This window comes from Piscibacillus salipiscarius, assembly GCF_042685285.1.
GTDB classification, from domain to species: Bacteria; Bacillota; Bacilli; order Bacillales; family Alkalibacillaceae; genus Piscibacillus; species Piscibacillus salipiscarius.
In genome coordinates this window covers 97,825-114,010 of the sequence record NZ_JBHUMZ010000021.1, presented here as the reverse complement: position 1 = coordinate 114,010, position 16,186 = coordinate 97,825, and the positions used below count along the sequence as shown (strand labels likewise).

Here is a 16,186-nt window from a genome sequence, read left to right as displayed (position 1 = left end):
TCGCATTTTTATAACTTTTTCGAACTGTTCCTGAATCCACTGAAATGACCTCATTATTTTAATCCACTTAAGTTGTTAATTAAGTCAAAACATAATTTTCTCGTAAAACGGGGTTTAACATAGCCACAATCAGAAAGAAAGGATGAAGATGTATGATACGCACAGGACTTCCTGAAAAGCAGGGATTATATGATCCGAAACACGAAAGTGACGCATGTGGTATTGGTTTTATTGCCAATATAGATAATAAACCATCACATCAGATGATTGAAGATGCCATTACGATCCTTTGTCGACTTGAACACCGCGGAGGACGTGGGTCTGACCCTAGCACAGGTGACGGTGCAGGGATTATGATGCAAATTCCAGATGAATTATATCGAAAAACGTGGAACGAATTATTGCCTAAGCAAGGCGAGTATGCTGTAGGAATGCTTTTTCTTCCTCAAAATGAACGTTTAAGAAACAAGGCAGAAGAGATTGTTAATGAGGTTATTGAAGAGGAGAATCATGACTTAATTGGTTGGCGTGATGTGCCGGTTGATGAATCGATGTTATCAGACACGGCAAAATCTACGATGCCTTATATTAAACAGGTGTTTATTAAAAAGCCAGAATCGACTTATTCAACAGAGAAATTTAATCAATCGTTATATTTAATTCGCCGCATAATTGAACGCCGCATTTCAAGCTTACAGGGGTTCAAAGAAGGACCATTTTATTTTGCAAGTCTTTCTCCAGAAATTGTGGTTTACAAAGGTATGCTAGTGCCAGAACAGATGGATGAGTTTTATTTAGACTTAAAAGATCCATTAGCTAAAACGTCATTTGGTATGGTTCACTCTCGTTATAGTACCAACACATTCCCATCTTGGGAACGTGCTCACCCGAACCGTATGGTGATGCACAATGGTGAGATCAATACGATTACAGGTAACGTTAACTGGATGAAAGCGCGTGAAACAGCTGCGATTTCAACGGTTTATGGAGAACGTCATAAAGACCTTTTACCTATCATCGATGAATCATCAAGTGACTCTGGTATGTTAGACCAGGCATTTGAATATTTAGTGATGAATGGACGCAGCATGTCACAAACCGCAATGATGATGGTCCCTGAAGCTTGGGATTTAAATGAACAAATGAAAGACCCGGAGCGTGCTTGCTTTGAGTATTTAAGTACGATTATGGAACCTTGGGATGGACCAACAGCGATTGCTTATACGAATGGTAAGCAAATCGGCGCATCACTTGACCGTAACGGTTTGCGTCCAGCACGTTTTTACATGACAGAGGATAACCGGATCGTTTTATCTTCTGAAGTGGGCGTGGTTGACATTGAACCTGAAAAGATTGTTCGAAAAGGTCGCCTTGCTCCAGGTGAGATGATCTATGTTGATTTAGAAAAACACCAAGTATTATTTAATGAAGATATAAAAAGGAACATTGCAAACAAGTTTCCTTATCGTGAATGGTTAAATGATTCCTTAGTTCAGTTAAAAGGTCCTGTTTTTACAGAATCGAGCGAAGAATTAGATGAAGAGACCTTACTCAAATTTCAGCTTGCGAATGGTTACACAAAAGAAGAAACGATGAAAAATATCCTGCCGATGGTGACAGAACAAAAAGATCCAATCGGGTCGATGGGTAACGATACGCCGCTTGCAGTGTTATCGGAACAGCCTCAGCTTTTGTTCAACTATTTTAAACAGCTGTTTGCGCAGGTCACGAACCCGCCGATTGATGCGATTCGTGAGAAAGGAGTCACATCGACGACATCTTATCTAGGGCCGAGACATAATTTCTTAGACGATGGACCAGAGCATTGCCGAAGAATTCGTCTTTATACACCGATTTTGAAAAAACAAGAGTTTGACGCAGTTGTGCATAACAGTCGTAGTGACTTTCGCTTTGAAAGGTTTTCGATTACTTACCCCGTATCACGTGGTACGCACGGGTTAGAATCAGCGCTTGAATCATTATTTAAGCAGGTTGAAACGGCAATTAATCAGGGTGTTTCAATGATTGTGCTGAACGATCGTGACACCTCTGAAGAGAGGGTAGCCATACCGTCCTTACTTGTGACGAGTGGGCTTCACCATTATTTAGTACGTAAAGGGTTGCGAACGAAAGCAAGTATTATTGTTGAGACGGCTGAAGCGAGAGATGTGCACCAATTCTCGACCTTAATAGGGTTCGGGGCAGATATGATTTACCCATACTTGGCTTATCGTACGATTGAGAAGCTAGTTGACGATCAGTTTGCTGAGAACTTCACTTATGAACAGGCAATCGAGCGTTATCGTGAAGCGGCAACGTCTGGTATTGTTAAAGTTATGTCTAAGATGGGGATCTCAACGATTCAAAGCTACCGCGGAGCACAAACATTTGAAGCCATCGGTATTGATGAAGAATTGATGAATAAATATTTTTACGGGTCGTCATCTAAAATTGGTGGAATTGGTTTAGAGACGATTGCAGAAGAATCACTCACTCGTCATGAACTTGCCTACAACAGTCATCGCAAGACCTTACCATCAGGTGGTGACATGCAGTGGCGTCATGATGGGGAACATCACTCATTTAATCCGAGAACCATTCATACACTTCAGCACGCTGCAAGAATGAACAGTAAAACAATGTATGAGAAGTTCTCAGATCTAGTTGAAAACGAAAAAGTAACGTTTTTACGTGATTTATTAGATTTTGATTATGATGAAACAAATTCGATTCCAATTGAAGAAGTAGAATCAGCCGAAGACATTTGGAAAAGGTTTAAAACAGGTGCGATGTCATATGGTGCCTTAAGTAAAGAAGCGCATGAGACGTTAGCAATCGCGATGAACCGAATTGGTGGTAAAAGTAATAGCGGTGAAGGCGGAGAAGACCCGGACCGTTTTACACCAGATGAAAACGGAGACTTTAGACGTAGTGCGATTAAACAGGTGGCATCAGGTCGTTTCGGTGTAACGAGTTATTATTTAACGAATGCCGATGAAGTTCAAATTAAAATGGCGCAAGGGGCTAAGCCAGGTGAAGGTGGTCACTTGCCAGGTAAAAAGGTACACCCTTGGATTGCGAAAGTTCGTAAATCGACGCCTGGTGTAGGGTTAATTTCACCACCGCCACACCATGACATTTATTCAATTGAAGATTTAGCACAGCTTATTTATGACTTAAAACACGCCAACCCTGAAGCGAGACTAAACGTTAAACTCGTTGCGAAATCAGGTGTAGGCACGATTGCAGCAGGTGTTGCAAAAGGTAAAGCAGATGTCATTTTAATTAGTGGTTATGAAGGTGGTACAGGTGCATCACCAAAAACGAGTATCCGTCACGCTGGACTGCCGTGGGAGCTAGGTTTATCTGAAGCTCACCAAACGCTCGTTTTAAATGGACTAAGAGAACGTGTGCGCCTTGAGACAGACGGTAAAATGATGACAGGTAGGGACGTGGTTAAAGCAGCATTACTCGGAGCTGAGGAATACGGCTTTTCGACAGCGCCAATGGTTATTTTAGGCTGTATTTTAATGCGTGCCTGTCATTTAGATACGTGCCCTGTTGGAATTGCAACGCAGAATCCAGAACTTCGTAAAAAGTTTGAAGGTAATGCTGATCACGTGGTGAATTACATGCGTTTTGTCGCAGAAGAAATGCGTGAGATTATGGCAAAATTAGGCGTTCGTACGCTAGATGAACTTATAGGACGCACTGAGCTTCTTAAAGTTAGTCACAAGAAAGAAGCTCATCCAAAAGCCCGCCAGTTAAACCTTGAACCAATTTTACATCATACGGATGCGGCATGGTTAAGCCGTGAACGTGTTCATATTAATGAGTATAATGACGGCCATTTAGATAAGACTGTCATTATTCCAAAGGTTGAAACGGCATTAGAGCGTGGTGAGAAGGTTGAACTTGATTTACCAATCGAAAATACGAATCGTACAGTTGGAACGACGTTAGGCTTTGAAGTATCGAAACGTTTTGGTGAAGAAGGATTGCCTGAGGATACGATTGATTTACGTTTTACAGGTTCAGCTGGTCAAAGCTTTGGCGCTTTTGTTCCGCAAGGTGTGACAATGCGCGTTAAAGGTGACGGAAATGATTACGTCGGTAAAGGCTTATCAGGCGGTAAGATTATTTTTCAGCCTAATTTACCATCCGCACTTCACCGAATGGAAGAAGTTATTATTGGTAACGTTGCTTTATTTGGTGCCACTAGCGGTGAAGCTTATATTAATGGTGGAGCTGGTGAGCGTTTTGCGGTTCGTAACAGTGGCGTTCACGCTGTCGTAGAAGGTGTTGGGGATAACGGCTGTGAGTATATGACTGGTGGACGTGTAGCTGTCCTCGGCGGCATTGGTAAGAACTTTGCTGCTGGTATGTCAGGTGGTATTGCATATATTTGGGCCAGTGATGAAAAAGAAATTAAGAAAAAGTGTAACCGTGAACTAGTGTTATTTGAACGATTAGACGATCACGATGAAATTAATGAATTAAAAGAGATGCTGACGAAACATGTGAAATATACAGGTAGTAAGCGAGCGAAGCATATTTTAAACAACTGGGAAGCATCGGTTAAGCAGTTTGTGAAAGTCATCCCAGAAGAATATAAAGCGATGCTCACAAAGGAAAAAGAACAAGAGAAAGTAGTTCAGTAAATTAACACCAAAGGAGGGAGAAGGCATATGGGTTATTTAAAAGGTTTTATGGACTTCAACCGTAAAGACCAAGACGTCCGTGATCCCATTGAACGTATAAAGAGCTGGGAAGAATACGTCATTCGATTTAGTGACCAAGATCTAAAGGAACAAAGCTCACGCTGTATGGATTGCGGGACGCCTTTTTGCCATACAGGAGCTGAGTGGGACGGTGCATATGTCGGCTGTCCTGTGAACAATTTTATTCCTGAATGGAATGAGCTTGTCAGTGAAGAAAACTGGGAAGAGGCCTTACGTCGTTTAGAAGAGACGAATAACTTCCCAGAGTTTACCGGCCGAGTTTGCCCCGCACCTTGTGAAGGGTCTTGTACTCTTGCAATTAACGATGACCCCGTTACGATTAAATCGATTGAAAATGAGATTATCGAGCGTGGTTTTGATAACAACTGGGTTGAGGCGAAAGTGCCTGAAAACCGTACAGGTCAGCATGTAGCGGTCGTAGGATCAGGCCCTGCAGGTTTAGCGGCAGCTGATCAGCTTAATGAAATGGGCCATCGCGTAACCATTTTTGAACGTGATGATCGCCCAGGTGGCTTACTAATGTACGGTATTCCGAATATGAAATTGGATAAAGAAACGGTTGACCGACGCATAGATGTGATGAAGAAATCAGGAATTGAATTCACTTGTAATACTGAGGTTGGCGTAGATATTACGCGAGAAGAACTAAACCGTGAGTACGATGCAGTGATTATGTGCACGGGTGCACAAGACCCACGCGATACACCTATTGAGAATCGTGACAGCCAAGGCATCCATTTTGCGATGGAATATTTAACTGCTGCCACAGAAGCTTTAGAAACAGATCCAAAAGATACACCAATTACAGCAGAAGGTAAAAATGTTATCGTAATTGGTGGAGGTGATACAGGTGCTGACTGTGTGGCGACGGCCTTGCGCCAGAACGCTAATCGTGTTGTTCAGTTCGGTAAGCACCCTGCAAGCCCTGAAGACCGTACGGATGACAATCCTTGGCCAGAGTTTCCAATGACATTTAAATTGGATTACGGGTACAAGGAAGGATTAGAAGCACTTGGAGAAGACCCTCGTAAATATGAAATTTTAACTCAGAAGTTTGAACAGAACGACGATGGTCAAGTTACGGCTCTTCATACACTTAATGTCGAGAAGGTCTATGAAGATGGTAAGTTAGTCACAAAAGAAATCCCAGGAACGGAACAAGTTTGGGAAGCAGACCTAGTACTCATTGCCATCGGATTTTTAGGACCAGAGCAAGAAGTACTTGAGCACTTTGGACTTAAGACAGATGAGCGTGGCCGTATTTGGACGGTAGACGGTATGAATGATTACCGCACGTCGGAAGAAGGCATTTATGCTGCTGGTGACGCACGTCGCGGGCAAAGCCTAGTCGTATGGGCTATCCGAGAAGGACGCGAAGTCGCAGAGCAGGTCGATCAATTTTTATCTAAAAAAGAATCTAAGCAAGTTGTTTAAATTAGTGTAAGCTGAATGGATTAGGTGATCCATTCAGCTTTTTTTCGAATATATGAGCAGAAATTAGCGGCATACGGACAGAAGTAACTGGAATACGGACCGAAGTCAGAGAAATGCGAACAGAATTCGGCGGAATACGGACAAAAGTCGGCCTAATGCGAACATAAGCCATTGGAATGCGAACAAAAGTCTCCGAGATACGAACAGGGATCCTAAGAAGACAAACTAACTTATAAGACAAAATAATTTTTCAAGTTTGAACTTATTAGTAACACTTGGCATTTGGGTACAATAAAGGTATGATATCAATTAAATTAAAATTCATTTTACGAAAGGGGTGTGTGGCATGGCAATCCGTACCATAGGATTTATCGGGTGTGGGAAAATGGCACAATCAATTATTAATGGCATGATTACTTACGGTGGTTATTCGCCCGAACAGATCCAAGCGACGGCTGTTACCGACAAAACGATCAACTATGTAACCGATCGGTTCGGTATCGAAATGGGTAGCGATAATAAGAAAGTAGCGGCTGAAAGTGATGTGCTCTATTTAGCTGTAAAACCGTATGCTTATCCAGATGTGATTGAAGAAGTCCGTACTCATGTTAATAAGGACACAATTATTGTAACTATTGCGGTCGGTGTAACACTTAATGAAATGGAAAACTTGTTCTCAAAATACACGAAAGTGGTGCGAACAATGCCCAACACGCCATCTTTCGTTGGAGAAGGTATGACCGCGTATTGTCCAAATGATAACGTCACGAATCAAGATCTAGAAGAACTGCAGGAACTGTTCTCTAGTTACGGAAAAGCCGAAATGGTTAAAGAAGACCTCATGAATGCTGTTACGGCAGTTAGTGGATCATCTCCTGCTTACGTTTATGTCTTTATCGAGGCGATGGCAGATGGGGCAGTTAGGCAGGGCATTCCGCGTGAATTAGCCTACGAACTTGCGACACAAGCAGTGTACGGCGCTGCTAAAATGGTCATGGAAACCGGACTTCATCCTGGTGAACTGAAAGATCATGTCACAACGCCAAACGGCACGACTATTCGTGCTTTGGCATCCTTAGAAGAAGATGGTTTCAGAGGTTCCGTCATTAAAGCAATTGATGCTTGTTTTAAAAAGTAATCCAACCCCCTAAGGTACTCGCCTTAGGGGTTTAATGTGTTTAAGACCGTCTGAGTCATAACCTCAACCGACTTCGGAATGACATCAAAATCAAACGTCATATCCGGGTGGTGTAATCCAGGCTTCAAATCGCAACCTATTCCGAGCATGGTAGCTTTTAAATGAGGTCGTTTAATCGTATAAAAGTGAAAATCGTCTCCGCCTGTTGTGACGATCGGTTCTTTTAATTTTTCCTTGCCAGCTGCAGCAATAATTCCTTCGCTCATCTTTTCGGTCGCATCATCGTTTGTCACGGATGCGGCGACATCAGCCCCGATTGACAGGTTAATTTCGACGTCGTAAAAATTCGCTAACGTATTGCATGCTTTTCTAAGCTGCAAATCAAGGGCTTCCATTCCCTCATTTGTTTGAGCTCTTAAATCAACCGAAAACTTTGCATTTCCAGGAATAATATTGGCATTTTTTCCGCCAGCCATTAACTGAGTCATTTTGATTGAATGAGGAACCATCGGGTTAATGCCTATACCACAGATATGATTGTTTAATTCGGTTGCCACGTTGATCGCATTAGAATTTAAATGTGGTCTTGCGCCGTGAGCGTCATCACCATTAATTTCACCAAAAATAAACCGAGCCGCACCGTGTTTAATCACAGGCGAAAACTCGCCGCACGTTAACTCCTCTGCTGGTCTTAAGTGCATGCCATATAAGTAGTCAACATCATCGACTAGACCTTGACTCACGAACGTTAAAGCCCCATTACCTTTTTCTTCAGCAGGCTGGAACAGAAAACGCACAGTTCCGTGTAAAGGCTGATCCTTCAGCGATAGTAAAGTACCAATTGTAATCGTCATATGCGCATCGTGTCCGCATGAGTGATTCGCCTTAAATTCACCATCCACTTCTTGCCATAACGCATCCATATCTGCTCTGACAGCAACAACGGGTTTACCTGAACCAATCTCAGCGACTAAGCCAGGGATATCAGGAAATGTCCTCACCTGCTGCACCCCTTCAGATTCTAGCAGTTTTTTAATATAGTTAGTTGTTTCGTACTCTTCCCAGCTAATTTCAGCATGAGTATGTAAGTGATTGAAAACGTCCTGAATGGAAATCATGGTGAACATCTCCTTTAAAAATATAATCTGATTTTTAAAAAGATTAGCACACTGCAAAAGCCGTTTCAATCTTTTATAATAGGTTCTAGGAAAAAAGTTAGGATGATCAAACATGAAGGAACTTAAATGGTGGGGGCTACCTCTAGTATGGGTGGGGGTGATCTTCGGGTTTTCTAGCCAGTCAGCGGACGAGCAGGAGATGGAGCCTTTTCTATCTCAATATCTCCCTCTAGAAACTTTAAGACCTTTTTTAGAGAAAATTGAATTCACTTATTATCATTCAACTAGAAGCGTGGAAGTTATGGGTCTCGAGCCATTCGTAGAATTTCTAATTCGAAAACTCGCTCATTTTGGCGTGTATTTTATTTTGGCCCTTTTAATCTACGTAGCGGTTTTAAAAATACTAGATTCTAAGAGGTTTATCCAGATTGCCATGACATACTTCTTGCTGATTCATTTTGCGATTTCTGATGAACTGAGTCAAAGCTTTTCACCTGGACGTACGCCCTATTATGGTGACGTCGCTATTGATGCATTTGGTGGATTGGTAGGAATATTTGTTGCATTATTTTTTTTATATTTTAAAAAAGAAAGATTATAGAAGCTCGGGCGTTCACTCCCGAGCTTTTTGAATTAATATAGTGTATCAAGCTCAATGCCTTGATAGTAATGTTTTAATATATCTTCATAGGAAGAACCTTTTTCAGCCATACCGACAGCGCCGGTTTGCGATAAGCCAACTCCATGGCCCCAGCCGCCACCGTAAGCTTTAAACCCGACAGTGCCATCATCATGTTGAACAGGTTCGATATAAAATAACGTACTTAATAAAATACGTTCGATACCATCTGCAGTGATATAAGGTAACGACCAACGAACACGATCTTTATATTCATAGAAAGTGCCGTTTTCAGTCACATATTCTATTTCTAACACACGACCTGAGTCTGAGCGTTCGAGTACATTAATCTCGTAAACTTCTCCAACATCGGTATTATAGTAACCACTTAATACTTGAGAGATTTCTTCAGACGACCACTCAAAGTTCCAACGGTGATATTTAGACCAATCAGATTCAAAATCTCCATTCTTAACTGCGCGAAGAGAAGTTGAATTTGCGGCATTTTTGAATACAGATAGATCTGGAACATTTTCGGGTGCTTCACCACGCTCAGAATCTGGCACTCCTCTTAAATATTCTACAGCTCCTGAGCTCCAAACATCTTCATTATTAGCCGTAAACCCACCACTTGTTGAATGATAAACGGCCGTAATAAGATTGTCATTATAGGTTGCAACGACCCCTTTAGTCTCTTCAATGGCCTGTGATGAGATTGGGTGCTCTGCATCATAGCCTCCGTAAACTTGGTCAGAGGTTGTTGGCAATAGATCATATCCATCAGAACTACGTTTACCTAAGTTAGCAAATGTGTAAGTGCGTGCTGCAATAGCTTGTGATTTTTGTGCTTCTAACTCTCCATATGGAACTGGAGGGAGTTCTCTAGGAACAACACCTTTTAAGTATTCCTCAACTGGTAATTCGTTAATTCCAGCCAATGTACCTGATGAGTTAAACCCTACTTCAGCTAGACCGCGGTAACGTGTACCATTAATTGAAACAATTCCATCATCAGATTGTAAAACAACGGCATTTTCCAAGTTCACAGTTTCATTTTGAAAGGTTAATTTAACAGATGAATTTCCTTCATTTATAGTTACAACCTTCCAGAATGAGTCTGTGCCGGCTAGTCCTTTGTCAATGACTTCGTTTCGAAAATCATTACGGTCACTCCACGGGGCATCAGGTGCAAATTCACCGATAAAAAGTCTCCATCCACCATTGTAATCTTCAACGTAGGTAGCATAACCCTCAGCCTGAGCTGCTTCTACCCAGTTATTCTTAGATGATTCAGAAGTTGTCCAAGATACTTGTAGACGGTAATTTGATTGGATGGTGCCAGTCGAATCCAGTTCTGCTAGGACATGGTCATCTGTTCCAGAGAAGATGACCTCACCTGTTTCCTTATTAATCACAGAAAAATTTCCTTCACCACCAATTGTCAGTTGTTCGGCATTAGGAACAACACCAATCCGAATATCAGGATCTTGCTCTTCTGCTGTTATGGTCAATATACTTACTGATATTAAAGCGCTTAGAACTAGTGAAAACATGATAACCTTTAGCAAGCGATTCAAAGCAATCACTCCTTTTACAAAAAAGTATTTTCTTCTACAATATTTGATTAAAGACTGAAAAAACCTTTCAAAATTAAACTATCAATCATAAAATAATAGTTTAGAATGATAGATTTACAAATTTATACTATTAACGTAGTGCTAAAATAATATAGCTTTTGAGATAGGTTAATTGAAATTAATTTTTAATAAAAAATAAAAGTATTTAAATTATTATGTCAAGTAATTATAATAGAGTTAATACTTCAGAAAGTGTGAGATTAATGACGTATGTGATTGGAATTGACGGTGGAGGAACAAAAACAAAAGCGATATTAGCCGATGAGTTTGGTAACGTATATGCTTCAGTAACAACAGGCCCAAGTAACCCCAATGCAATGATGAAAGAAGAATTGGCCGAAACCATAAACTATATTTTTAACGAATTAGAAAAACAAGCTCTAAAACAATTTAATGCCTGTAAGTTATGCTTTGCCGGTATGTCTGGGATCGGTGAGACCAAAAATTATAACTTATTAAAAGGTCTTTTTGCCTGTCAATGTGAAAATTCTCAAATGCAAGTGGTTATGAATAACGATGCCATTAACGCTCTATATGCGGGGACACTTGGAGAAGACGGTATTGTACATATTTCTGGGACAGGTTCCATCACATTGTCTTTATTTAATAATAAAATTGATCGTGTGGGTGGATGGGGCTATTTATTTGATGATTTAGGAAGTGGTTTTGCCATTGGTGAAGCATCACTAGCAGCTGTTTTTCAAAGTTTTGATGGAAGAGGTTCTGTAACATCTTTAACCCCTCGACTGCTTAAGCATTTTAATTGTGAAGAAGTGCCAGAATTAGTTAAAGTTATTTACAATGCGCCGAATCATAGGGTGAAGGTTGCAGAAATTAGTCCCTTAACATTTGAATGCGCCGCTGATGGTGATTCTATTGCTAACGAAATCATACATTCAATTTCTAAAGATATTGCGCATTCAATTAATACACTTATTAAGTCTCGTAATAAAGAAGCTGAAACCATTACTGTTATATTATCAGGTGGGATTTTTAAACGTGCCGATATCATGATTCCGAAATTAAAGGAACATATAAAGTATCCTGTTAGTTTAGAAACCATCAAGGTTGAACCAGTGTTTGGAGCGGTCATAGCAGCATTAAACGAATTAGGTGTTAAAAGAGATGACGAGTTTGTTAATCGAATTAATGAACAATACTAAACATGATATGGCATAATTGTGGATAGTAAAATTAATGATCATATAAAACGTAGAAAGGAAATTTGAATATGGGACGTACCAATGCAGGAATCTTTATGTTAAATGAAATGAAAAGTAAACTTCCTCCTTCTGAACGGAAAATTGCTCAATTTATTCTAGATTATCCTGAGAAAGCCATTAATATGACAGCAACTGAGCTCGGAAAAGAAAGCGAAACAAGTAGTGCGGCTGTCATTCGATTGTGTAAATCACTAAAATTAAAAGGTTTTCAGGAGTTAAAATTACGCGTAGCAGGAGACCTTCAGCGTAATGACGTGATGGAATTTAGAGACATTGAACCTAATGAGCCTCACACGACTACGATAGAAAAGGTTACATTAAATAGTGTACAAACGATTCAAGAGACAGCTGATTTAATAGACACAGATAGCTTAAATCAGGCGGTAAATGCTTTGTTAGAAGGCAATCGAATTTACATTTTTGGCGTTGGGGCTTCAAGTATTCCTGCCATTGATGCTTATCAAAAGTTAATAAGGATTAACCGTGCAGCATTTGTTTTAACAGATTTACATATGGCCGCAACTGCAGTGGCGAATACGGATGAGAGAGATATTGTATTTGGAATTTCTTTCTCCGGTGAGACACATGAAGTAGCTAAAATTCTTGAGATTGCTAATTCTCAAGGAGCCAAGACCATCAGTTTAACTAAATATGGACGCTCAATGGTTGCGGATCAAGCGGACATTAATTTATATACTTCAGCAACAAAGGAAGCTTCATTTAGAAGTGGAGCAACATCATCTCGATTAGCTCAGCTCCACGTTATAGATATTTTGTTTATGTGCTTAGCTTCTAAATCTTATGAACAAACAGTCGATTATTTAGACTCAACACGTACAGCTATTAGAGATTTACAAAATAAAGTGAAAAAGAAGAAATAAAAATATCAAAACACTCGATAACGGGGCCATCCTGATTTTGAGTGTTTTTATTTTTGTAGAATCATGAAATATTATTTTATTAATTTACTGATAATATTGATTTTTTATTTTAATTCAATTAATATTATAATTATAGCGCTTACATAAAAGGGGAATCTGTTTAATGGAGACTAATACTCGGATGAGAGTCTGTGGAATCATGTCTGGTACATCTCTTGATGGAGTTGATGTAGCCATTGTGGATTTTGAAGAACAAAATGGGAACATAGATTTTAACCTCGTACATTTTTCTACAGTGCCTTATAGTCATCAATTAAGTGAGCGATTACGGTCAATCGTACAACCGAGCAGTCAATCACCTGATATTTCATCAATGAATATGTTGTTAGGTGATGTATTTGCAAACGCAGTCAATACCACGATTCAAAAGTCCGGGTTAAGTCATGAAGACATTGATTTAATTAGTTCACATGGCCAAACGATCTACCATGACCCAATCATTCACGAAGACGATTCTCTACATCAACCGAGCACCTTACAAATCGGGGATATTAGTGTTATTGCGGAGAAAACCGGTATCCCTACCATTGGGGACTTTAGAACAAGGGATATTGCGGTGGGCGGTCAGGGTGCCCCATTAGTTCCGTTTGTAGATTACACTTTACTTCGTTCAGAACACAGTGGAAGAATACTAGTTAATATCGGTGGTATTTCAAACTTAACCGTTTTAAAAAAAGCTTGTAAACCTGAAGACGTCATAGCGTACGATACAGGACCAGGTAATATGTTAATAGATGCCTTTGTGAATTGGTATACAAACGGAAAGGAATCATTTGACCCCGATGGTAAGTATGCAAGCCGTGGGAAAGTTCATACAGAATGGTTAAATGAATTATTGAATCACCCATATTATTCAAAACTTCCACCAAAGAGTACTGGAAGAGAACAATTCGGTATTGAATATGCTGAAAAGTTATGGAAAGAAGCGGATGATAAACGTATTAGTGAACTAGATCGAATATCGACTATAACTGAGTTAACGGTTCAAACTTTAGCTAGGTCGCTTCGCTATCATGTAGAGACGGATCACATTGAATCCATTTATATTAGTGGTGGAGGTTGGAATAACAGGCACCTTATAGTTAATTTAGAGAAACAATTATCGAATCATGTCACGGTACATTCTACACAAGAGCTTGGGATGAATATGGATGCTAAGGAAGCGATTGTTTTTGCATTGCTAGGGTATTTAGGCTTTAATAAAAAGCCGAATAATTTACCAGCTGCTACTGGTGCCGAGAAGCAAGTGGTAATGGGAAAAATCTCTTGGTAATAAATTTTTAATTAGGAAGGTTTATTGATGAAAAAACTAACTAAATTAACAACAGAAACGCATAATCCTAAATCAAAGCAATTGGATCAAATGTCAACAGATAGTATCCTGCAACTGATGAATGAAGAAGATTTATTAATTCCGAAAGCGATTAATAAAGTCCTACCTGAAATTGAGGAAACAGTTGAGGCAGTCTATCATTCTTTTATTAATGAGGGTAGGTTGTTTTATGTTGGAGCAGGTACGAGTGGTCGAATTGGATTATTGGATGCCGTTGAATGTCCTCCAACGTTCAGTACGTTACCTGAAAAAGTTCAGGCGATTATTGCTGGTGGAATGGATGCCTTAATGGTAGCAGTAGAAGGGGCAGAGGATGATTTTGATCTAGGAGTTCATGATCTTAAAGAACATGGCATAACTGAAAACGATGTCGTCATTGGTATTGCGGCAAGTGGTAGAACTCCATATGTGAAGGGTGCTTTGTCATATGCGCAGAAGATTGGAGCTAAAGCAATCAGTCTTTCCAGTAATGAGGGCTCAGAAATCAGCGAGTATGCCGATATTGCTATTGAAGTTATAACGGGACCTGAGATTCTTACTGGATCAACAAGACTGAAGGCTGCTACTGCCCATAAAATGATTTTAAACATGGTTTCTACAGCTTCCATGGTTAAATACGGGAAGGTTTACCAGAATTTAATGGTAGACGTTAATGCTACTAATTATAAGTTGAAGGAACGTTGTAAAAAGATCGTGCATGAAGCGACAAATGTTAGCTATGAAGAGGCTGAAGAGGTTCTGTTAAAAACAGGGTTCAAAGTAAAACCAGCTATTGTCATGATCCTCGCAAATGTGGATTATAGTCAGGCTAAATTACTGTTAGAACAATCTCAAGGCTTTGTAAGAGAAGCGATTGGAAATAGTAGATAGGTATATTCACATTATTTTTTAAATAAAATTTTTAGAAAAGTAGAAAAACAAATGCTCAATTGGGGAGTTATTATGCAATTGTTGAAATCGATCCTAGATCAATATTTAGAGAGGGAGTATTTCTCAGGTGCCGTTTGTACAGTTATTAAGGATGATGATTTAGTATTTGAACAATCACTTGGCTATACGAATATAAATCAATCACAAAAAGTTACTAGTGAGACGGTTTTTGATTTAGCGAGTTTAACTAAAATTGTCACGTCTACCTTAATACTTAGATTAATTACAAATCAGAAGTTATCGCTAAAAACACAATTAGGTGATTGCTTACCTATTCAACAAAAGGAATTATCGTCTATTACTATTCATCAGTTATTAACTCATTCTTCAGGGATAAAAGCATGGCATCCTTTTTATACTCATTTACCTGAAAGAAACTTTTTTAAACTATTAGATGATATTGAGATCAAGCATGATGGACGAGAAAAAGTTGAGTACAGTGATTTGAACTATATGTTACTTGGTAAAGTGTTGGAGCATGAGTATTCTACCGATCTTAACCAAATAGTGAACCAAAATCTTAATAAACGACTAAGTAGTGACTTTTCTTATGGTCCTTTGAACGCTAGTAATATAGCCGCTACTGAATTCGGTAATCGTACAGAGATGGGCATGTGCAAAAATCGGGGTTTAGACTTTAATCAATGGCGTCAAACAGATCAACCGATCATTGGCGAAGTAAACGATGGCAATACATATTACTTTTTTAACGGTCAAGCAGGACATGCCGGGTTGTTTGGTTCAGTAAAGGACCTTATTAAATTGAATGATTTATATTTGAAAGGAGGAGTTTATAACCATGAAGTCTTCCTAAACGAAGAACTGATCAATCAGTCTTTAGAAAATCAAGTAGGTCAAAGGGGATTAGGCTGGCATTCAGGTAGACCGTTTCCAGCGGGGATGGGCCATACAGGATTTACGGGAACTGCAATTTGGATAGTACCAGAACATCAATTGAATGTTGTTTTACTGACTAATCGTTTAAATACGAAACAGCCTCAAAATTTACAAGGTTTTCGTGAAGAAGTCTTTAAGGCGATTATGGATGAATTTATATAATTAAAAGGGGAG

General features: G+C 39.6%; 11 protein-coding genes. 9 read left to right on the top strand and 2 right to left on the bottom strand.

The window, feature by feature from the left end; all coding sequences use genetic code 11:
* Positions 1–152 precede the first annotated feature (152 nt).
* The 3 genes from gltB to proC all read left to right on the top strand — a co-directional run bounded on the left by gltB (position 153) and on the right by proC (position 7,314).
* The gene (gltB, locus tag ACFSW4_RS09215; RefSeq protein ID WP_377328835.1) at positions 153–4,661 is read left to right on the top strand and encodes a glutamate synthase large subunit; all 4,509 of its coding nucleotides are present in this window, start codon (positions 153–155) and stop codon (positions 4,659–4,661) included.
* 27 nt (positions 4,662–4,688) lie between these two features.
* Entirely contained in the window at positions 4,689–6,176 is a 1,488-nt protein-coding gene (locus tag ACFSW4_RS09210) for a glutamate synthase subunit beta (protein ID WP_377328833.1), read from the top strand.
* Positions 6,177–6,522: 346 nt separating this feature from the next.
* Positions 6,523–7,314, top strand: a complete 792-nt coding sequence (gene proC, locus ACFSW4_RS09205) for a pyrroline-5-carboxylate reductase (protein ID WP_054751793.1) — start codon at positions 6,523–6,525, stop codon at positions 7,312–7,314.
* A gap of 23 nt (positions 7,315–7,337) precedes the next feature.
* Here proC and ACFSW4_RS09200 read toward each other — a convergent pair whose 3' ends face one another.
* Complete coding sequence (locus tag ACFSW4_RS09200; RefSeq protein WP_377328831.1) at positions 7,338–8,432, bottom strand: M20 peptidase aminoacylase family protein; 1,095 nt, start codon at positions 8,430–8,432, stop codon at positions 7,338–7,340.
* Between the two features lie 112 nt (positions 8,433–8,544).
* On the opposite strand from ACFSW4_RS09200, the gene ACFSW4_RS09195 reads away from it, so the two are divergent.
* On the top strand, positions 8,545–9,033 hold the full coding sequence (locus ACFSW4_RS09195) for a VanZ family protein (RefSeq protein WP_377328829.1): 489 nt from the start codon (positions 8,545–8,547) through the stop codon (positions 9,031–9,033).
* Between the two features lie 32 nt (positions 9,034–9,065).
* Here the strand turns inward: ACFSW4_RS09195 and ACFSW4_RS09190 are convergent, their stop codons facing one another.
* Positions 9,066–10,628, bottom strand: a complete 1,563-nt coding sequence (locus ACFSW4_RS09190; RefSeq protein WP_054751790.1) for a SpoIID/LytB domain-containing protein — start codon at positions 10,626–10,628, stop codon at positions 9,066–9,068.
* Between the two features lie 263 nt (positions 10,629–10,891).
* On the opposite strand from ACFSW4_RS09190, the gene ACFSW4_RS09185 reads away from it, so the two are divergent.
* From ACFSW4_RS09185 to ACFSW4_RS09165, 5 genes are all read left to right on the top strand, one after another.
* A complete protein-coding gene (locus tag ACFSW4_RS09185; protein ID WP_054751788.1) occupies positions 10,892–11,851 on the top strand; it encodes an N-acetylglucosamine kinase in 960 nt (319 codons plus the stop codon).
* Positions 11,852–11,919: 68 nt separating this feature from the next.
* Positions 11,920–12,792 (top strand): MurR/RpiR family transcriptional regulator, encoded by an 873-nt coding sequence (locus ACFSW4_RS09180; protein WP_054751786.1) that lies wholly within the window; start codon positions 11,920–11,922, stop codon positions 12,790–12,792.
* Positions 12,793–12,955: 163 nt separating this feature from the next.
* Complete coding sequence (locus ACFSW4_RS09175) at positions 12,956–14,125, top strand: anhydro-N-acetylmuramic acid kinase (RefSeq protein WP_377328827.1); 1,170 nt, start codon at positions 12,956–12,958, stop codon at positions 14,123–14,125.
* Positions 14,126–14,152: 27 nt separating this feature from the next.
* Positions 14,153–15,055 (top strand): N-acetylmuramic acid 6-phosphate etherase, encoded by a 903-nt coding sequence (murQ, locus tag ACFSW4_RS09170; protein ID WP_377328825.1) that lies wholly within the window; start codon positions 14,153–14,155, stop codon positions 15,053–15,055.
* Between the two features lie 72 nt (positions 15,056–15,127).
* Complete coding sequence (locus ACFSW4_RS09165; RefSeq protein ID WP_377328823.1) at positions 15,128–16,174, top strand: serine hydrolase domain-containing protein; 1,047 nt, start codon at positions 15,128–15,130, stop codon at positions 16,172–16,174.
* Positions 16,175–16,186 lie beyond the last annotated feature (12 nt).